At 71.1% G+C, this 20,324-nt stretch carries 14 protein-coding genes; 6 read left to right on the top strand and 8 right to left on the bottom strand.

The features are described from left to right. Positions 1-111: 111 nt before the first annotated feature. The 6 genes from PV682_RS00150 to PV682_RS00125 form a co-directional block, all read right to left on the bottom strand. A complete protein-coding gene (locus tag PV682_RS00150; RefSeq protein WP_319722643.1) occupies positions 112-2,979 on the bottom strand; it encodes a glycoside hydrolase family 2 TIM barrel-domain containing protein in 2,868 nt (955 codons plus the stop codon). Positions 2,980-3,004: 25 nt separating this feature from the next. Next, positions 3,005-3,847 (bottom strand): carbohydrate ABC transporter permease, encoded by an 843-nt coding sequence (locus PV682_RS00145; RefSeq protein ID WP_319722641.1) that lies wholly within the window; start codon positions 3,845-3,847, stop codon positions 3,005-3,007. Then, complete coding sequence (locus PV682_RS00140; RefSeq protein ID WP_319722638.1) at positions 3,844-4,812, bottom strand: carbohydrate ABC transporter permease; 969 nt, start codon at positions 4,810-4,812, stop codon at positions 3,844-3,846. The genes PV682_RS00145 and PV682_RS00140 overlap by 4 nt, the downstream gene beginning before the upstream one ends. Before the next feature lie 19 nt (positions 4,813-4,831). Then, a complete protein-coding gene (locus tag PV682_RS00135) occupies positions 4,832-6,097 on the bottom strand; it encodes an ABC transporter substrate-binding protein (protein WP_319722636.1) in 1,266 nt (421 codons plus the stop codon). 236 nt (positions 6,098-6,333) lie between these two features. Next, positions 6,334-7,578, bottom strand: coding sequence for an ROK family protein (locus PV682_RS00130; protein ID WP_319722634.1), 1,245 nt, complete (start codon positions 7,576-7,578; stop codon positions 6,334-6,336). Between the two features lie 113 nt (positions 7,579-7,691). Continuing rightward, entirely contained in the window at positions 7,692-8,936 is a 1,245-nt protein-coding gene (locus tag PV682_RS00125; RefSeq protein WP_319722632.1) for a D-arabinono-1,4-lactone oxidase, read from the bottom strand. Positions 8,937-9,087: 151 nt separating this feature from the next. On the opposite strand from PV682_RS00125, the gene PV682_RS00120 reads away from it, so the two are divergent. The 4 genes from PV682_RS00120 (at position 9,088) to PV682_RS00105 (ending at position 14,355) form a co-directional block, all read left to right on the top strand. Then, positions 9,088-10,311, top strand: coding sequence for an MFS transporter (locus PV682_RS00120; RefSeq protein ID WP_319722630.1), 1,224 nt, complete (start codon positions 9,088-9,090; stop codon positions 10,309-10,311). A gap of 134 nt (positions 10,312-10,445) precedes the next feature. Next, complete coding sequence (locus tag PV682_RS00115; protein ID WP_319722628.1) at positions 10,446-11,786, top strand: radical SAM protein; 1,341 nt, start codon at positions 10,446-10,448, stop codon at positions 11,784-11,786. A 233-nt stretch (positions 11,787-12,019) separates the two neighbouring features. Then, entirely contained in the window at positions 12,020-13,507 is a 1,488-nt protein-coding gene (locus tag PV682_RS00110; RefSeq protein ID WP_319722625.1) for a cellulose-binding domain-containing protein, read from the top strand. A 155-nt stretch (positions 13,508-13,662) separates the two neighbouring features. Beyond that, positions 13,663-14,355 carry a response regulator transcription factor gene (locus PV682_RS00105; RefSeq protein WP_319722623.1) on the top strand — a complete coding sequence of 231 codons (693 nt, stop codon included), beginning with the start codon at positions 13,663-13,665 and terminating at the stop codon, positions 14,353-14,355. Between the two features lie 18 nt (positions 14,356-14,373). Here PV682_RS00105 and PV682_RS00100 read toward each other — a convergent pair whose 3' ends face one another. Continuing rightward, positions 14,374-16,278 (bottom strand): AMP-dependent synthetase/ligase, encoded by a 1,905-nt coding sequence (locus PV682_RS00100; RefSeq protein WP_319722621.1) that lies wholly within the window; start codon positions 16,276-16,278, stop codon positions 14,374-14,376. Between the two features lie 392 nt (positions 16,279-16,670). Here PV682_RS00100 and rsgA point away from each other — a divergent pair, with 392 nt between their 5' ends. Both rsgA and PV682_RS00090 read left to right on the top strand, forming a co-directional pair. After that, positions 16,671-17,777 carry a ribosome small subunit-dependent GTPase A gene (rsgA, locus tag PV682_RS00095; protein ID WP_319722619.1) on the top strand — a complete coding sequence of 369 codons (1,107 nt, stop codon included), beginning with the start codon at positions 16,671-16,673 and terminating at the stop codon, positions 17,775-17,777. Positions 17,778-17,945: 168 nt separating this feature from the next. Next, entirely contained in the window at positions 17,946-18,425 is a 480-nt protein-coding gene (locus PV682_RS00090; RefSeq protein ID WP_319722617.1) for a methylated-DNA--[protein]-cysteine S-methyltransferase, read from the top strand. A gap of 77 nt (positions 18,426-18,502) precedes the next feature. Here the strand turns inward: PV682_RS00090 and PV682_RS00085 are convergent, their stop codons facing one another. Continuing rightward, the gene (locus tag PV682_RS00085; protein ID WP_112475875.1) at positions 18,503-18,985 is read right to left on the bottom strand and encodes a DUF456 domain-containing protein; all 483 of its coding nucleotides are present in this window, start codon (positions 18,983-18,985) and stop codon (positions 18,503-18,505) included. Between the last annotated feature and the right edge of the window lie 1,339 nt (positions 18,986-20,324).

The raw sequence follows: 20,324 nt of genomic DNA, 5'->3' as shown, positions 1-20,324 counted from the left end.
GATGAGCCTCCATACGACGGGGACGGACACGAAGGGGGAACGAGCACACCGAGGCCGGCCCGGAGAATGCCGGACCGGCCTCGAAGGGGAAGAGGGGAGAGCGGGACGACCCTAGAAACTCTCGGTGAACACGAACGAGAACTCCGCGGGCGCGGCCTCCAGTACGTACTGCGGGAGCGGACCGGGACCGCACGCCTGCGTTCCCACGCCGTGCACCGCGTGGTCCAGGTGGACCCACACGGTCTCGCCCGGCACCAGGTCGGTGCGGTGGCGCGCGGCGTCCAGCTCCTCGGTGGTCCAGCGGCGTGCCGTGAACCAGAACTCCGGGTCGCCCTCGACCTGGAGCCCGCCCAGCGTAGCCCTGCGCACATCGGCCCGCGAGCCGTTTTCCTGCGGGAACACGTACGGCGTCTGGAGCGCGTCCACCGTCGACTCGTACCGCCCGATCGCCGACGCCTCCCGGGTGTCCGGGTACGCCTCCAGCGGCCCGCCGCCGAACCAGCTCACCGCGTCCGTCGTCCCCGGCAGCCCGAACCGGACGCCGAGGCGCGGCAGCGGGATCGTCCAGCGCCCCTCGGGCGTCACGGACACCGTGAGCCTCAGCCGCGAACCGTCGGACGTCCAGCGGTAGACGGTCGCGATGCCGATGTCGGCGGCGGCCGGCGCGACCCGGGTCCGCACGGTCAGCGCGTCCCCCTCGACCTCCACCGCGTCGATCCGGTGCCGCATCCGGTGCAGGCCCGCCTTGCGCCACAGCTCGCTGTAGTTGGTCCCGGAGAACCACTCGGTCCCGTTGTCGTTGTCGGTCGTCGCCCGCCACACGTCGAGCCGCAGCCCGCCCGTCACCGGCACCGACCCGATCGAAATCAGCTCACCGGTACGGGAGTCGAAGACGCCAGGCCCGAGCGTGATCCCGCCCTCGCCGACGACCGGCGCGACCGACGCGCCCAGCGTCGGCAACGCCCGTGCCGCGACCGGCACTTGACCCCACGCGACGACGTGACCCCGCGCACCCCACAGCGTGTCGGCGGCCAGCGCGGCCCGCACGGTCCACGCCGTCTCCACGCCCTCGGGCGCCTGCACCGGCACCGGCGGCAGCTTCACGTCCGCCGACGCGCCGGCCGGAAGCGCGGGCACCTCCAGCGCGCCCGACGCGACCTCCTCGCCGTCCACCTGGAACGCCCAGCTGAACTCCAGCGCCGAAAGGTCCGCGAAATCCTGCTTGTTGGCGATCCGGACACCCTCGCCACACGGCACGACCGAGACCGGCTCGATGACCTTCTTGAACTCCAGGAGCCCGGGGGAGGGCGTGCGGTCCGGGAAGATCAGCCCGTCGCAGACGAAGTTCCCGTCGTGCAGCTCCTCGCCGAAGTCGCCGCCGTACGCGTACCCGAACTCGTCGTGCACGATGCCGTGGTCGATCCACTCCCAGACGAACCCCCCTTGCAGGCGGTCGTACTTCTCGAACAGCCGCTGGTAGTCGGCGAGTCCACCCGGGCCGTTGCCCATCGCGTGCGCGTACTCGCACTGGATGAAGGGGAGTTCACGCCGTTTCGCGGCGCCCCCGTCGAGCCGCTTGCCGATCTCCTCGGTCTCGCCGTGGAAGGCGTACATCCGCGAGTAGACGTCGGTGTCGCGTGAGGACCAGTCGCCCTCGTAGTGCACGAGCCGGGAGGAGTCCCGGCCGTGGATCCACTCGGCCATCGCGGTCAGCCCGCGCCCGGTGCCCGCCTCGTTGCCCAGCGACCAGAAGACGATCGAGGGGTGGTTCTTGTCGCGCTCGACCATGCGCTCGGCGCGGTCCAGGAGGGCCGGGGTCCAGCGGTCGTCGTCGACGGGGTTGTCCCGCCACTTCTGCTCGACGAAGCCGTGCGTCTCCAGGTCGCACTCGTCGATGACCCACAGGCCGTACTCGTCGCACAGGTCCAGGAACGCGGGGTGCGGCGGGTAGTGGGAGGTGCGCACCGCGTTGACGTTGTGCCGCTTCATCAGCAGCACGTCCTCGCGCATCGTCTCCAGGTCCAGCGCGCGGCCCGTCTCGGGGTGCCACTCGTGGCGGTTGACGCCCTTGAAGAGGACCGGCGTCCCGTTGACCTTGATCAGACCGTCCTCCAGGACGACGGTCCGGAACCCGATCCGCAGCGGGACGCGCTCGCCGGAGGTGGCCAGGACGGCGTCGTACAGCTTCGGCGTCTCGGCGGTCCACGGCTGGACGGCGAGGGAGACGGCCTCCCCAGTGGAAAGGTCCAGGTCCAGCTCCGGGACGGTCACGCGGCCGGGTACGTCGGAGTCGACGCGCAGGGTGCCGGTGCCGGTGAGGTGGTCGTAGGAAGCGGTTACAGCAAAGTCCTGGACGGCGCCTTCGGGGCGGTGCAGGAGGGTGACGTCACGGAAGATGCCCGGGAGCCACCACTGGTCCTGGTCCTCCAGGTAGGAGCCCGCCGACCACTGGTGGACGCGGACCGCGACAACGTTGCCTTCGGGGCGCAGCAGGCCGCCCACCGCGAACTCGTGGGCCAGGCGCGAGCCCTTGAACTCGCCGAGTTCCGTGCCGTTCAGCCAGACCCGGGCGCAGGACTCCACGCCGTCGAAACGCAGGACGGCGTCCCCGCCCGCCGGCCAGTCGCCGGGGAGGTCGAAGACGCGCAGGTGGTCACCGGTCGGGTTCTCGGTCGGGACGTGCGGCGGGTCCACCGGGAACGGGTACAGCACGTTGGTGTAGATGGGGGCGCCGTGGCCCTGGAGCACCCAGTGCCCCGGGACCGAGACCTCCGCCCACCCCCCGGCGTCGTATCCGGGCGCCGCGAACGCGTCGTCCTCGGCGCCGGCCGTCGGCGACAGCCTGAAGCGCCAGCGGCCGTTCAGCGACAGCGTGGCCGCGTCCGAGGCCGCGTACCAGGCGCGGGGCGGGAGTGCCCCGCGGCCCGGCGAGACGTCCTCGACGTAGGCGACATCCGTGGAGGTGGTGCGGAAAGACATCGGTCTCCAGCTCTTCAGCGGTGGTTCAGCCCTTGATGCCCGTCTGTGCGATCCCCTGCACCAGCCAGCGCTGGAGGAAGAGGAAGACGAACACCAGCGGCAGGATCGACACGGCGGTGGCCATGAAGATCAGGTGGTAGTTCACGGTCTGGTTGGTCATGTACGAGGACAGCGCGACCTGCACCGTCCACGAACTGGGATCCTGCCCGATGACCAGGGGCCAGAGGAAGGAGTTCCAGCCGTTGATGAACGTGATGGTCGCCATGGCCGCGAAGAAGTTCAGCGAGTTCGGCACCACGACACGCCAGTACGCGCCCCAGTAGCCGAGCCCGTCCACCCGCGCCGCCTCCTCCAGCTCCTTGGGGAACCCCAGGAAGTACTGCCGGAACAGGAAACACGTGAAACCGCTGAACAGCCCCGGAACGATGAGACCCCGGTAGGAGTCCACCCAGCCGAGGGACGACACCAGGACGAAACTCGGCACGAAGGTGACGGCCGTCGGCACCATCAGCGTCGCGAGGACCAGGTAGAACACCTTGTTCGCGTGCTTGAACGGGATGCGCGCGAGGCCGTACCCGGCCAGCGAGCACACCAGCAGGATGCCGGCCGTCGACAGGACCGCGACGACCGTCGAGTTCCACAGCGAGCGCGCGAAGTCGACCGTCGGGTCGTCGAACAGCTCGCTGACGTTGCCCCACTGGATGCTGGTCGGGAACCACTTCCAGTTCTCGCCGGTGATCTCCTGGTCCGTCATCAGCGCGTTGCGGATGATCAGATAGAAGGGGATCAGGAAGAGGAACGCGGCCACGGCGGTGGCTATGTACAGTCCGGTGTTGCCGAGGACAGAGCCACGCTTACGACTGCTCACTTCGACTCCTCCCCCCTTCCGAAGCCCATGATCTTGCCCTGCACCAGCGTGACGACGCAGATCAGGAGGGTCAGGACGACCGCCCCCGCGCTGCCCACGCCGTAGTTCTGGTTCTCACCCAGCGCCATCTTGTACAGCTCGACCAGCGGCGGCTGGCCCCAGGTGGCCTTGGTGAGCAGGTTGAAGAACTCGTCGAACGCCTGGTACGCCGCGATCAGCAGCAGCAGGATCACCGCGGTCGAGGTGGCCCGCAGCTGCGGCAGCGTGATGTACCGGAACGTCTGCCACCCCGGCTTCGCGCCGTCGATGGCCGCGGCCTCGTACAGCTCCTTGGGGATGTTCTGGAGCGCCGCGATGAACAGGATCATGTAGAAGCCCGACTGGAGCCACAGTCGTACGGTGACGATGACCAGCCAGTACCACGGCGGGTCGGGGCTCGCGAGCCAGGCGATGTTGTCGATCCCGAACCAGCCGATGACCGTGTTGGCGAGGCCGAAGCGCACGCCGTTGAAGAGGGACATCTTCCAGATCAGCGAGGCGGCGACGTAGCTGACCGCGGTCGGCAGGAAGAACGCCGACCGGAAGAACGCCCGCGCGATCTTGATCCGGTTCACCATCAGGGCGAGTCCCAGCGAGACCGCCCAGGTCAGCGGCACGATGAACGCGGCGAAGACGGTGAACGTGACGAGCGAGTTGCGGAAGTCGACGTCGGTGAGGATCTGCTTGTAGTTGTCGAAGCCGACGAACTCGCTCGGCGTGACGGTGAAGCGCGCCTCGAAGAAGCTGAGCCAGACGCTCCAGCCGATCGGCACGAAGACGAAGACGATCAGGCCGATGAGGAAGGGCCCGGTGAAGAGCCAGAAGTTCGCGGTGGGGGAGGCGGCGAACCCCCGCCTCGGCCGCCGGCCCGAGGGGGCCGGGACCGGGGCGGAGGAGCCGGCCTTCCGCGTGGTGGTGGTCGACATGTCGTGGTCTCTCCGCGGCCTATCCGAAGAGCTTCTTGAGCTCGGCGTCGACCTTCTTCTCGGCGGCGGCGAGCTGGGCCTTCGGGTCGTCGTCCTTACGGATGGTGTTCGCGATCACGTCGTTGATCGCGGAGATCATCGCCTGCGTCCAGCCGATGTTGTCGAAGTGCCCGAACTGGTTGAAGAGCTTGACGCCCTCGGCGGGCAGGCCCGTCTTCAGCTTGGTCGCGCTCTCGGCGAGCGAGGTGCGCGGCGGGATGTGGAAGCCGTAGGAGGTCGCGAAGTCCTCCTGGTACTCCTTCTGGTCGATCCACAGCCACTTCACGTACTCCTTGGCCGCCTCGACGTTCTTGCCCTTGGCGTTGACGAACATCGACCAGCCGCCGTTGATCACCGACTCCTTGCCGGCCGCGCCGATCTTCGGGAACGGGAAGATGCCGATGTCGTCGCCGAGCGCCTGCTGCATCGCGGGCATCGCCCACATGCCGCACCACTGGATCGCCGTCAGGCCCTGCGTGAACGCCGACGGGTCCCACCAGTCGGTCGGCGCGCCGAGCAGCAGGTTGCCGCTGGTGAACAGCCCGCGCATCTGCTTGAGGCCGGCCGCGACCGCGTCCGTGTTGAACGCCGGCTTGTTGTCGGGGGTCAGCGTGTCCGCGCCCGCCGACCAGATCAGCGGCGACTGCACCGGGGTGATGTCGTTGCCGAGGTACGCGCCCTTGACCTTGCTCGTGGTCAGCGCCTTCGCGGCCTCTATGAACTCGTCGAGCGTCTTCGGGACCTCGACCTTCGCCTTCTCGAACATCGACGGGCGGTAGAAGAAGAACTGCGGGTCGTCGATCATGCGGACGCCGTAGATCTTGCCGTCGACCGTGTGCGAGGTGATGTCGGCCTGGTTGAAGTCGCTCTTGACCGGCGCGATGATGTCCGTCAGGTCGGCCACCTGACCGCTTTTGACGAGCTGGATCTGCGGGTGGAACTCGAAGACGTCGGGCGCGTTGTCGGTGAGCAGCGCGGCGAACAGCTTCTGCTCGAAGTTGTTGCCGGTGATCCACTGCGTGGTGACGTTCGCGCCCTTGTACGCCTTCGCGTACTTCTTCACGGCGGCCTCGACGCCGTTCTCGCCGTACGCGTGGAAGTACTGCACGAGGTCCTTGCCGGAACCGGAGCCGCCGCCGCGGCCGGTGTTCCCGCCGCACGCGGCCAGTCCGCCGGCGGCGGCCAGGCCCATCGCGGCGCGCAGCACGGATCGACGGTTCCAGTTGCTCATGTTCGATGCCGACATGCTTGACGTCCTTGTCTTGAGTGCGGCTGCGACGCAACGGCTCAGGCACGGTGGCTCGAAACCGGTTGCGGAGCGGGACGTTAACCTTCGGCTAAGGCTTCGGCAAGGGGTTGAACAAAGTCTGTTCGAAGCGTTGTGACTGTTCGACCGGACGAACAAGGCGCCGGAGCAGGGGTGTTGGGACCGCCGGACCAGGCACCCGGCGGCCCCGGGTCAGGGCCGTGCCCCGTCGCCCGTCATGCGGACGGCGCGATACGGCTCCTCGCCGGGTTCGCGCGCCTGCCCCCGCTCTGACCTGCGGACCGCAACGCGTCCTCCAGGGCGAGCGTCGCCGCGCCGAGGCAGACCGAGTCGGTGAGGATCGGGGACAGGACGATCTCCGTGGCGGCCATCGGCCGCTTCAGCGCGTGCCGGGCGACGGCCTCGCGGACCTCGCGCACCAGGGGCTCACCGAGCCGCAGGGCGACCCAGCTGCCGAGCACGACGACCTCCGGGTTGAGGACGTTCACCAGGTCCGCGACGGCCGCGCCGAGATACCGCGCCAGATCCCGGACCACCTTCACCGCCACCGGGTCCTGCTCGGCCAGCCCGGCGGCCAGCGCGTCCAGCGTGGCCGACTGGTCCTCGGGGTGCAGCAGCGCGCTGCGCGGGCTGAACTCCCGGATGTTCTGCATGATTCCGGGCGCTCCGACGTACGTCTCGACGCACCCGTGGTTGCCGCAGTGACACAGCCGCCCGTCCAGCACCAGCGTCGAGTGCCCCCACTCCCCGGCGCTGGAGCTGACCCCCCGGTGCACCGCCCCGCCCAGGATCAGCCCGGCGCCGACGCCCGTCCCGAGGATCAGCACGACCGCGTCACCGCGCCCGCGCGCCGCCCCGAACCACAGCTCGGCGACCGCGCAGGCGCGCAGCGGGTTGTCCAGGTACAGGGGGTACGCGATGTGGTCGGAGAGCAGGTCGAGCAACGGCACGTCGTGCCAGTCCCAGTTGGGCGCGTACTCCGAGACGCCGGTCGTCCGGTCCACCTGGCCCGGCATGCTCACCCCGACGCCGAGCACCCGCGCCGCGTCCACCCCGGCCTGGGCGACGACCGAGCCGGTGGCCGTCGCGATGAGCGCGACGACCTCCTCGGGGCGGCTCTGCCCCGGGCGCACCTGCTCCGTGGCCCGCGCCAGGACGTTCAGACCGAGGTCGTACAGCTCGACATGGACGTACGTCTCCGCGATGTCCACGCCGATCAGCGCGCCGCCCTGGGCGTTCACCGCGACCAGGCCGCGCGGCCGGCCGCCCGCCGAGTCCTCGAAACCGACCTCCGTGATCATCCGGAGGTCGAGCAGCTCCCCGACGAGGGTCGCGACCGTGGCGAGGCTCAGGCCGGTCTCGGCGGCGAGCTCCTGCCGGGAGGTGGGCGAGCGGGCGATGATCTGGCGCAGCACCTCGTAGCGGTTCGCGGTGCGGATGTCGCGTGATGTGCGCTTCACCGGAGTTGCCCCCATCCCTTCCACCGGCGCGGGAGCAGCGTCGCTCCGGCGCCGCGCCAGGCTATGGGGGTGCCCTGTGATTCGACAAGGGTTCGGAAAGGGGGTTTATAAAGTCAGCCCGCCAGCACCTCGCGAACGAACGCGTTCGTGAACTTCCCGGCCGGGTCCAGCTCGTCCCGGAGCGTCCGGAAGGCGTCGAGCCGGGGGTAGCGCTCGCGCAGCGCCGCCGGGGCGGTGGTGAAGACCTTGCCCCAGTGCGGGCGGGCGCCGAAACCGTCGAGAGCGCTCTCCACCGCGCGTACGGCGGGGAGTACGGCGTCCATGTCGTCGATCCACGTGAAGTGCAGGGCCACCGAGTCGTGGCCGTACGCCGGGCTGAGCCACTGCTCGTCGGCCGCGATCGTGCGGACCTCGCAGACCTGGAGCACCGGGGAAACCGTTTTCCGGACGTTTCCGACTGCACTGAGCGCGGCCGTCGCGTGCTCGCGGGGGAGCAGGTACTCCGACTGGAGTTCGTCGCCGCTGCTGGGCGTGAACTCGGCCTTGAAATGGGGGAGCCGCTCGTGCCAGGGGCCTGCCGCGCCGAACTGGTCCGTGCAGTTCTCCGCCGGCATCCCCGGCACCGGGTGCAGCTTCTCCGTCGCCGGCGCGGCCCACGGGAAGCCCGCGTACGGCTCGTCGGTCCGCCGCTTCACCCACACCTGCCGGAACCCCGCCTCCCGCCAGTCCGTGAACAGGCTCACGCTGTACGCCGCACCCGCCACCGCCTCGAAGTCCAGCCCCTCCATGGGGAGTTCGGTGAACGTGTACTGCTCGACGCCGTACGCCGGTTCCAGGTCCAGCGTCAGCGCGACGACGACACCGAGGGCGCCCAGCGAGGTGACGGCGCCGGGGAATCTCGCGTCCCCTCTGCCGATCGTCACCAACGAGCCGTCGGCGGTGAGGAGTTCGACCTCACGGACGGGCGCGGCGAGGGGGCCGTTCCTGACGCCGGACCCATGCGTCCCCGTCGCGACGGACCCGGCGACCGAAATATGCGGCAGAGACGCCATGTTGGGCAGCGCGAACCCCGACTCGTCGACACGCCGGGCGAGTTCGGCATACCTCACACCCCCACCGACCCGCACGGTACGCCGCTCCGTGTCGACGTCGATCACCTGCGGCAGAGCGTCCAGCCGGACGAGCACCCCCTCGCCCCCCGGCTCGGCGATCCGGTTGAACGAGTGCCCGCTCCCCAGCACCCGCACCCGGTCGTTCCCCGCGACCGCCTTCCGCAGCGCCTCGACGCCGTCCGGCCGCACCACATCCTTCGCCACGAACCTGATGTTGCCCGCCCAGTTGGTCACGCTCGCGGTCATACGTCGTCCTTCCGGCTTCCGAGGGGATGCGGGGGAAACCTACCTCGCCGGACCGAACGCCGGGGCTGGCGGACCGCTTCTTGCGAAAGGGTTGCAACTACTTGGTAATAGGTGCAAGGCTCTTGGGGTCGTTACGTCGATGTGGAGCCCCATGCCCCGACTCCTCCCCGCACCCGGTCCCCGGCGCGTCCTCGCCGTCTCCAACCTCGTCTACACCCTCGGCAGCGGCCTCTACCTCACCGCCGGTGTCCTCTACTTCACCGAGGCCGCCGGAATCCCGCCCGGCCGGGTCGGCCTGGGCCTCGCCCTCGCCGGGCTTCTCGCGCTGGGTGCCGGGATCGTCGTGGGGCACCTTGCCGACCGTCTCGGCGCGCGCGGCGTCTACGTCGTCACCCTCGTCGCCCAGGCAGCCGCCACCGCCGGCTTCCTTCTCGCCGACTCCTTCGCCGCGTTCGTCGTCGCCGTCTCCCTCGCCGGGGGTGCGAAGGCCGCCGGGATCGCGGCGCGGGGGCCACTGATCCGGGCGTTCGGCGGGGAGCGGCCCCAGGAGTTCCGGGCGTATCTGCGGGCCGTCACCAACGTCGGGATCTCCGTGGGGGCGGTCGGGGCGGGGTGGGCGGTACAGGTCGGGAGTGTCGGGGCGTATCAACTCCTCGTCGTGGCCAACGCGTTGGCGCTTGCCGGGTCGGCGGTGGTGCTGGTGTGGCTGCCCCCTGTGCCGCCCGCGAAGACGCCCCTCGGTGGCCCTCGCTGGATCGCTCTGCGCGACAGGCGGTACCTGCTGGTCACCCTCCTCGACGGGGTCATGGCCGTCCAGTTCAAGGTGCTCACCGTCGCCCTGCCCCTCTGGCTCGTCGGCGCGACCAGCGCCCCGCACTGGCTTGTGGGCGCGTCGATGGTCGTCGGGACCGTGATCGTCGTGGCGTTCCAGGTGCGGGCGAGCCGAGGGATCGACACGCCGAGGGCCGGGGGAAAGGCGTACCTGAAGGCCGGGGTGGCGTTTCTGGTCGCCTGCTTGATCATTTCGGCGGCGGCCGGAGTTCCGGGGTGGATCGCCGGGATCTTGATCATTTCCGGGGTCGTCGTGCATACCGTCGGGGAGCTGTGGCATTCCGCCGCCGGGTTCGAGGTGTCGTTCGCGCTCGCGCCGGAGCACGCCACCGGCCAGTATCTGGGCGTGTTCGGGCTCGGCGCGGGGCTCGCGGAGGCGTTCGGGCCGGGGGCGCTGATCGTGCTGTGCGTCGAGTGGGGGAGGGCGGGGTGGGTGGTGGTCGGGGGGATGTTCGCGGTCACCGGAATGCTGGCGCCGCGTATTGTCGGCGGGCGGAAAGAAGGGCGGGGAATTACGCGGGAGGGTGCGCGGAGCGGCGTATAGGAAACAGGTGCGTGGCCTATGAAATCGTTTGCCGGAAAACCTTGCCGGTTCCGTAGACGGACCCCGCCCCCGCGTCACTTCTCGCGGGGGCATACCGTGAGGAGTCGTACGTGTGTAGCGGGAGGAGTGACGGGATGGGCAGCCGTACCGCGCTGGTCGAGGATCTGATGGAGCGGTTTCCTGAGGTTCCTCGGGAAGCCGTCTTCAAGGAGGACCTGCTGCGCGGGGGAGTGGCCTTCGACCCCTCCGCGCTGAGCGACAACGAGGGCGGGGAGGTGAAGCCGAAGTCGTACTTCATCTTCTCGTTCGACCACGGGACCCTGCCCGAGCTGGGGGAAGCCGCGCTCAGGAGGCCGCCGGAGGAGATCATCCTCACCGGAGGACCGTACGACCTGCGGCGGACGGTCGTGTCCGTGCGGGTCAACCCCGCCTCGCCGTACCGGGTCGCGGCCGACGACTCGGGGATGCTCGGGCTGTACCTGGACGGGAAGCGGATCGCGGACGTCGGGGTGCCGCCGATGCCGGAGTACTACCGGCACAAGCTCTCCAACGGGAAGTCGGTGATGGAGGTCGCGCCGACGATCCAGTGGGGTTATCTCATCTACCTGACGGTCTTCCGGGTGTGCCAGTACTTCGGCGCCAAGGAGGAGTGCCAGTACTGCGACATCAACCACAACTGGCGCCAGCACAAGGCGGCCGGCCGCCCGTACACCGGGGTCAAGGACGTCGAGGAGGTCCTGGAGGCGCTGGAGATCATCGACCGGTACGACACGGCGAAGGCGTCCACCGCCTACACGCTGACCGGCGGCGCGATCACCAAGACCGTCTCGGGCCGCGACGAGGCCGACTTCTACGGCCACTACGCGAAGGCCATCGAGGAGCGCTTCCCGGGCCGCTGGATCGGCAAGGTCGTGGCGCAGGCCCTGCCGAAGGACGACGTCCAGCGGTTCAAGGACTACGGCGTGCAGATCTACCACCCCAATTACGAGGTGTGGGACGAGTACCTGTTCAAGATGTACTGCCCCGGAAAGGAGCGGTACGTCGGCCGTGACGAGTGGCACCGCCGCATCCTGGACTCGGCGGAGATCTTCGGCGCCCGCAACGTGATCCCCAACTTCGTGGCCGGCGTGGAGATGGCGGAGCCGTTCGGCTTCAAGACGGTCGACGAGGCCATCGCCTCCACCACGGAGGGCCTGCGCTTCTTCATGTCGCAGGGCATCACCCCCCGGTTCACGACCTGGTGCCCGGAGCCGACGACCCCGCTCGGCAAGGCCAACCCGGCGGGCGCCCCGCTGGAGTACCACATCCGCCTGCTCCAGGCGTACCGGCAGACGATGGAGGACTTCGGCCTCTCCTCCCCGCCCGGCTACGGCGACCCCGGCCCCGGCCGCGCCGTCTTCTCGGTCAGCTCCTTCATGGACAGCCTCCCGGCGAAGGACGAACTTCCGGCGCAGGACGGAGCAGCGGTACGGTAAGCGCTTGCCGTGCCGGGTCTGTGTAACGGATGGGGCACGAGGTGAGCATCGGCGCGGCCGGCGCCGTATGGAGGACCGGAAGTCGGGTCTCTCGTACGGCGTCGGCCGCGCTTTTGAATACCGCGCTTGTCAGTTGTGCGGATGACGTGAAAAGCTTCGGCCCTGCCGCGAGGTTCCCCCCAACTCCTTTACCGCTATGGTGAGTTGATCTCGCATTCGAATGCAGGAGACCCATGCCCGACCTGCCGACCCCGAAGGACGCCGCGGAAGCCGCGCTGTTCTCCGAGTGCTGGGACGCCGTCCTTTCGTACGCCGACCTGTGCACGGCCGGCTCCACCGCCGCCCACCAGCTGGCCCGCGAGGCGTTCGCCCTCGGCATCCGCGAGGCCCGCGCCGCCGAGGACGGCACCCGCAGCATGGGCCGCCGCTCCGCCCGGCTGCCCCGCATACCCCTGCTGCTGACGGCCGTCCGCACCACCGCGGCCGGCTGGGAGGCCGGCGGCCACGGGCACCGCCTCGACCCCGACCTGCGCCTGTGGCTCAACTCGGACAAGGCCGCCCGCTACACCGGCCCGCCCCTCAGCCGCCCCATCGCCCTGCGCGGCCTGCGCGACATGCAGGAACCGGACGCCGCGCTGCTGTGGCTCGCCGAGGTCGAGGCGCTCCCGCTGCGCGCCGTCGCCCGCCGCCTCGGCCTCGACCCGCAGGACGCCGCCGAGCAACTCGGCGAGGTACGCGGCCTGTTCCGGGACCGCTGCCACCGCAACCACCTCGACACGCCGCTCGACGCGGAGTGCCGCTCCTACGTCCGCCTCCTCGACGCGGTCACCCGCTCGACGACCGCCGACACGCCCGAGGACCTCTCCCGCCACCTCGCGACCTGCGTGGAGTGCGCGGAGGCCGCCGCGTGTCTGCGCCTGCACGGCGGCGGACTGCCCGCCGCGCTCGCGGGCGGCGTCATCGGCTGGGGCGGCCTCGCCTACCTGGAGCGCCGCCGCCGCGCCGCCGAGGTGCGGCTCGGCGCCGGACGGCCCGACCTGAACGACTCCGAGAGCGAGGCGGCCCAGGCCGCTGCGGCCAAGGCGAAGGCACTGCGCGGCGGGCTGCTCGTGGCCGCCGTCCTGGTGTCGGTCCTGGCGCTCGGCGTGTCGCTGATGCCGTTCGGCGGGGGCGACACGCGCGACGAGAAGGCCTCGCGGGGGACGCCGACCGACTCCACGCCGGTCGTCGGGGGCGTGGGGGGCGTGCCCTCCTTCGAGACGCCCACGCCGAAGTCGGACAGCCCCTCGCCGTCCGGCGCGGACGGGCGCACCGACCCGGAGCCGCAGGGGACCTCGTCGGCCGCGGCGAGCGTGTCCCCGAGCCCGTCCGAGGGCGGCGGCGGGGCCGGCGGGTCCTCCGGGGGCAGCGGCGCGCTGTGCGCGGTCACCTACGACCTCGTCAACCAGTGGCCCGACGGCTTCCAGGCGACCGTCACCGTCACGACCGTCGAGAAGCTCACCGACTGGCACGTGTCCTGGTCCTTCAAGGACGGCCAGCACGTCGACCAGATGTGGGACGCGTCCGTCGCGCAGATGGGCTCGCGGGTCATCGCGACGGCCGCCGACTACAACAAGTCGGTCGCCGGGGGCGGCACGCTCTCCTTCGGGTTCCTCGCGTCCTGGGAGGGCAAGAACACGGCACCGTACGGGTTCACGCTGAACGGCCACCCCTGCGACTAGGGGGTCGAGCAGGGAACTTCGCGAACGCCCCGGACCTGTGACGGTCCGGGGCGTTCGGCCGTGTGGGGCCTGCCTCTGGCAAGTTCAGTTACTCATCGGTATGTGTGACGATACGTTGCGTAGATGTTGATAACTCAAGCACGGAGGGGCAGGACATGACCACCCCTGTCTCCGCGCGCATCCTCGTCGTCGACGCCGAGGACAGCGTCCGGGGCATGCTCACCATGGCGCTGGAGTTCGCCGGGTTCCGGGTGAGCGCCGCTTCGACCGGCCGGCAGGCCCTCGAACTCATCGCACGCGCGGCACCCGACCTCGTCCTGCTCGACGTCCGCCTCCCCGACATCGACGGCTTCCAGGTCTGCCGCATCCTGCGCGCCCGGGGCGTCACCGTCCCCGTCCTCTTCCTCGCCGGACGCGGCGGCGTCGACGACCTCGTACGCGGCCTCGACCTCGGCGGCGACGACTTCGTCACCAAACCCTTCGAACTGCGGGAAGTCGCCGCGCGGGTACGGGCGTTGCTGCGGCGCAGCGGCATCCGGGGGGCCGCCCCGGGGCCCAGCCACCTCAGCGCCGGGGAGGTCGAGATGGACCTCGACGCGCACCAGGTCCGGGTGTCGGGGCGGCCTCTGGAACTCACCGGCACCGAATTCGCCCTGCTGCGCTGCCTGTTGGAGAACCCCGGGCGGGTGCTGACCCGGGAGCAGCTCCAGGACCGGGTGTGGCAGCGCAGGACGGAGTCGGGGAGCGTCGAGACGTATGTCTACTACCTGCGGCGGAAGCTGGGCGACCCGGGGCACACGCTGATCAGGACGGTACGCGGAGTCGGCTACCGGCTCTGCGTGGACTGACCCCGGCCGTACGGGACGTCACCGGTAGAGCCCCTCCACCTCCGCCGCGAAGTCCCCCAGCACCCGGTCCCGGCGCACCGTCCCCGTCGGCGTCAGGTGCCCCGACGTCTGGGTGAACTCCCCCGGCAGCACCGCGAACCGCTGGATGCCCGCGCCCGTCGCCGTGTTCGTCTCGTCCACCGCCTCCTGGAGCACGGCCCGCAACTCGGCGTCGTCCAGGAGCAGTTCGTACGGTGTGGCGGTGCGCTTCGCGGTCCGGCGCCAGTGGGTGAGGCCGGGCGGGTCGAGGGTGAGCAGCACGGTCACGTACGGGCGGGCCTCGCCGATCAGGACGGCCCGGGAGATCAACGGGTGGGCGCGCAGCCGGTTCTCGGCGGCCAGCGGCTCGACCCGCTGTCCGCCGAAGGTCGTCAGCGTGTCCGAGCGCCGCCCCGTGACGATCAGGTACCCCTCCTCGTCGAGCCGCCCCAGGTCGCCGGTCGCCAGCCAGCCGCCCGGCGCCGCGGGCAGCAGCTTGGTCGCGCCGGGATCCCAGCGGCCGTGCAGGACATGACGGCCGGAGAGGTGGATCTCTCCGTCGTCCGCGATCCGTACGGCCGTCCCCGGCAGCGGGTGGCCGACCGTGCCCAGGCGGGGCCGCAGGGGCGGCGCGAGGGTCGCGATGCCGGTCGCCTCGGTCAGCCCGTACGTCTCGTACACGGGGACGCCCGCGCCCGTGTAGAACCCCGCCAGCTGCCGCCGCATGGCCGAACCACCGCACACCACATGCCCCACCCGGCCGCCCAGCGAGGCGCGCAGCCGCCGGTACACGCTCTGGTCGTACACCGCGCGCGCCGCCCGCAGCGTCCGCCCCGGACCCTCGCCCCGGCCCAGCCGGTGACGCTGCTCCGCCTCCGCGAAGCGCGACGCGATCCGCGCCGACCGGTCGAACGCGGTCAGCTTCCCCGACTCCTGCGCCCGCGCCCGCAGATGGTGGAACACCCCCTCCAGCACCGACGGCGTCGCGAACACCGCCGTCGGCCTGAACTCCTCGCACAGCGGGAGGAGTTCCTCCGGTACGGCGCTCGGCGCGTGCCCCGTCCGCACCCGGGCCCGGACGCAGGCCAGCGCCGCGACCCGGCCGAACGCGTGCGCCGACGGCGCGCACAGCAGGGCCGAAGTGTCCCGGCCCGCCGCCGACTTGAACGCCGGGAACAGCAACTCCACGACGTTGTCGACCTGCGCGAAGAAATTGCCGTGGGTCAGCGCGCAGGCGGTGGGCCGTCCCGTCGTGCCGGACGTGTACACGAGCGACGCGGGCGTCTCCGGGCCGAGCATCCCGCGCCGCACCCCGACCTCCGCGTCCGGCACGTCCTCGCCCAGCTCCGCGAGCCGCTCCAGGTGCCCCCGGTCGATCACCCACACATGCCTCAGCCCCACCGACTCCGGTGCCACCGCCGTGACCTGGGAGACGCTCTCCGCCACCAGCGCCGCCGCGCCCGAGTGCCGCAGCACCCACTGGATGCGGCGCGGCGAGAACGACGGGTGCACCGGCACGGTCACCAGACCCGCCGCCCACGCCGCGAAGTCCGTCAAGGTCCACTCGTACGAGGTACGCGCCAGCACCGCGATCCGGTCACCCGGCGAAAGCCCTTCCGCGATCAGGCCCTTGGCGAGCGCCGTCACCTCGCGCGCGAATTCCTCCGCCGACACGTCCAGCCAACGGCCGTCCCCTGTACGCCTGCTGAACACCACGTCCCGCGGCGCCCGGGTCGCGTTGTCGAACGGCAGGTCCGCGAGCGAGCCGTACCCCACCGCCGGCACCAGCGCGGGCACCGAGACCTCCCTGACCTCCCCGCCGTCGTACCGGACCAACTCCGGCTCCACGACCGGCGGTTCGATCCCGTCGATCAGCGTGGACGCGAGCGGATAGAGCGAGGACACGGGCAGCTCCGGGGGGAGAGCGGTGGGGGGGAGTGGATCGTACGGTCGCCGTGTGATGAACTCGTGCCGTTACCCGGGGTATTGGAAGGGGAGGCCCGGCGCGACAGGGCGCCGACGGCAAACTCCGAGACGATTCTGACGGGGCTCTGATGCGGCTCTGAGGAACCGGGTGCGCGCGTGGAAAACCAGTGGTGAACGCATTCCCCGGTTCTCTACGCTGTGCCGGTCTCGTACAGGACGTCGACGAAAGACCGGGAGGTGGGAGTCATGGCTGCTCTCCAGGCGGGTGTGTCCCGCGGCAACCAGGTGTTCTTGCTCCACTTCCGCGGTCGTCGGCTCACTGTCTAGCGCTCAACGAGCGTCGCCGGGGCCGCCCTTGTGAAGGGTTTCCCTTGAGTTTCTCCGTTTCTTCCGACGTTTCCTCGCATCCGCTCGCCGCCTATGGGTGGGACGCGGACTGGGAGGACGCTTTCGCGCCCCACCGTTCGATGGGCGCTGTTCTCGGGCGCGTTGTGCGTGTCGACCGGGGCATGTGCGACGTCGTCACCGCCGAGGGTGTCGTGCGCGCCGACACCGAGTTCGTCGTGCCGCGCGATCCCATGAAGGTCGTGTGCACCGGGGACTGGGCCGTCGTCGACCCCGCGGGTGAAGACCCGCGCTACGTACGGACGTTGCTGCCCCGGCGGACCGCGTTCGTGCGGTCCACGTCCTCCAAGCGGTCCGAGGGGCAGGTCCTCGCCGCCAACGTCGACCATGCCGTGATCGCCGTCTCTCTCGCCGTCGAGCTCGATCTCGGGCGTGTGGAGCGGTACTTGGCCCTGGCCTGGGAGTCCGGGGCGCTGCCCGTCGTCGTCCTCAGCAAGGCCGACCTCGTGTCCGACCCCGTCGTCCTCGCGCACCTCGTGAAGGACGTCGAGAGCACCGCGCCGGGGGTGCCGGTGCTGACGGTCAGCGCGCTCGCGGGCGAGGGGGTGTCCCAGCTCGCCGGGCTCGTCGGGCGCGGCACCTGCGTCCTCCTCGGCGCCTCCGGTGCGGGCAAGTCCACCCTCGCCAACACCCTCGCCGGCGCCGACATCATGGACGTCCGGGCCGCCCGCGACGTCGACGGCAAGGGGCGCCACACCACGACCACCCGCAACCTCCTCACGCTCCCCTCCGGGGGCGTCCTCATCGACACCCCCGGCCTCCGCGGCGTCGGCCTCTGGGACGCGGGCAGCGGTGTCGGCCAAGTCTTCGCCGAGATCGAGGAGTTGGCGGCCGGCTGCCGCTTCCAGAACTGCGCCCACGACGCCGAGCCGGGGTGCGCCGTCCTGGAGGCCCTCTCCGAGGGCGCCCTGTCCGCCCGACGCCTCGACAGCTACCGCAAGCTCGTCCGCGAGAACCAGTGGATCGTCGCCAAGTCCGATGCGCGGCTGAGGGCGGAGATCCGGCGTGAGTGGAAGGCGAAGGGGGCAGAGGGGCGGGCCAAGAGGGCGGCCAAGCGGGGGTGGGAGGGGTGAGGGGGCGGTAGCCCGGCCGGGAGAGGGCGGGTGCGGCCGGCCGTCGGGAAGCCCGGCCTCCCGCCGAACCCCATGTCGGATTTCTGCCAGCGGTGGGCTTCCTCACCGCTCACACTGGACGGTACGAAGGCCCGGATCGGGTCGTTCCGTTCGACATGAGGAAGTGCGATGCGTACGTACACCAGGATCTCCAGCCCGCTTGGGGAACTGCTCCTCGTCGCCGACCCCGATGGCGTCATCACGTCCCTCTCGGTGCCGGGGCAGAAGGGCGGGCGTAGCCCTGAGGCGGGGTGGCGTGAGGATGCCGGGCCCTTCCGTGCCGCCCGGGAGCAGCTCGATGCCTACTTCGCGGGGGAGCTGAAGGACTTCGAGCTGCCGATGCGGGCCGAGGGGACGGAGTTCCGGGAGCGCGTGTGGAAGGCCCTGGACGGCGTGGGGTACGGCACGACCACGACGTACGGGGAGATCGCGGCCGGGATCGGGGCGTCGCGCGCCGCCGTACGGGCCGTGGGCGGGGCGATCGGGGCGAATCCGTTGCTGATCCTGCGGCCGTGCCATCGGGTGATCGGGGCGGACGGGTCGCTCACGGGGTACGCCGGGGGGCTGGAGCGGAAGGTGAGCCTGCTGACGCTGGAGGGCAGCCTGTAGCGATGCCGGTGCCGGTGACCGGACCTTCCGGAACCCCCGGAATCCCGGCGCCCCCCGCGCGTTGCCACCCCCCGGCCTCACCCCCACAACACCGCCCCCACCCAGGCCCCCGCGATCAGCAGACACGTGAACAACTCCGTCAGCACACTCGACCCGCCCGCCCGCATCACCGTCCGCAGCGCCGCCCTCGCCTCCCCGTGCCGCCCCAGGCGGAGCCGCTCGCTGAGGTAGACGCCGCCGAGGAAACCGGGGATCGCGCCCAGCACGGGGACGAGGACGAAGCCGAGAAGGGCACCCACCCCCGCGTACACGGCCATCCGCGGCGTCGCCCCCGACCCCCGCCACCGGCGTGGCGGCAGGGCCCAGCGGATCACCTGGGCGAGGAACAGCGCGACCGTCGCCCCCACCAGCACCGCCCACGCGACCGGCTGGGGATCCTTCAGCGCCCACCACAGGACCCCGGCCCACACCAGCCACGACCCCGGTACGCCGGGCACCAGTACTCCGCACAGGCCGAGCAGGATGACCAGACCGACCAGCAGGAGTTCCCACACTCCCATCTGCCCAGGGTGCCGGAGGCGGGTGCGCGGCGCAGGTCAGGAAGTGCTCGCGGCGGATTGTCAGCGGGAACCCGCGGACGCGGCACGGTTCCCGCGACGTCGCCGGGTGGCTCTCCCGTGGGGGTGGGACCACCCAGCGGCCCACGCCCCCGAACGCCCGTCCGTATCCCCTCCCGACACGCCGCGTCTTCCGTTCCTCATGGCTCGCATTTTCCCGTTGCCCCGTTTTCTTCCGGCCCTCGCGGTGGACAATTAGGGGCATGAGCCAGCAGGGGGGAAGTCCCACGGGTCACCAGGACGACTGGTGGGGCCAGCTGTACGACGACACCGCCGACACGGGCCCCGCACCCACACCCGATTCCCTGGACGACCGCTTCGCCTCGGCGTCGGACGCGGTGCGGACGGGGGAGCGGCGGCAGGCACCGGGCCCGCGAGGAGCCGTACCACGCCCTCGCAACGAGCCCAGCGCCCCCGGGGAGCCCCCAGAGGCTCAGGCCCCCGACCCGTACGACACCGCCGAGCCCGGCCCGCCACCGGAAGACACCGCACCGGAGCAGCAGTGGGAACCCGCGGGCAAGTGGGAACCCACCGGGCTGTGGGAACCGACGGGGGAATGGGAACCGGGAGAAGCCCACCCGAACCGCCCGACCACACCGGGCACGCCTGAGGCGTGGGGGGACCCGGGCCCGCTGGGAACGCCGGAAGAACGGCGGGAGCCGGGAACGCCGGAGACGCCGGAAGCGACGGAGACGCGTTGGGGACCGAGGACGTCGGAAACCTCGGGGACGCAGGCTCGACGGGGGGCGTTGCAGGAGCCGGGAGCGCCGGGAGCGCCGGGAGAGGCGGGAGCGCCGGGAGAGGCGGGAGCGCCGGGAGCGCGGGGCGCGTCGGGTCGGCCGGGGGAGTCATGGGGGCCGACGACGCCGGAAGAGTCGAGCGGGCCGGGAACCCAGGAGCGCCCCGGGGCTGTCCAGCAACCGTGGGCGCCGGAGAAGTCGGCGCCAGCGCAGCGATCGGCGGAGCCCCGAACGCCGGAGGAGTGGAGGGAGCCGGGCGCGCCGGAGGATCCGGGAGCCACGGTCCAGCTGATCCCGCCCCGGCCTAGTTCACCGCCCTCGACCCCACCCCGGCCCTCTTCGTCTCCCTCCGCTTCAGCCCAGCCCGCACCGCCCTCGACCACCCACCTGCCCCCAGTTCCACGTCAGCCCGCTTCCGCGCAGCCCCCGACACCCTCGGCCGCTTCCGCGCAGCTCTCGTCGCCTCCGGCAGACTCGCCCCAGCCCTCGCCGCCGCCGGCCGCTTCTGTGCCGCCCTCGGTCGCTTCCGCGCAGCCTTCCTT

This window comes from Streptomyces niveiscabiei, assembly GCF_033794345.1.
Lineage (GTDB): Bacteria > Actinomycetota > Actinomycetes > Streptomycetales > Streptomycetaceae > Streptomyces > Streptomyces niveiscabiei.
Note: the sequence above shows the minus strand (reverse complement) of the source record. Positions and strands in the feature narration are given on the sequence as shown.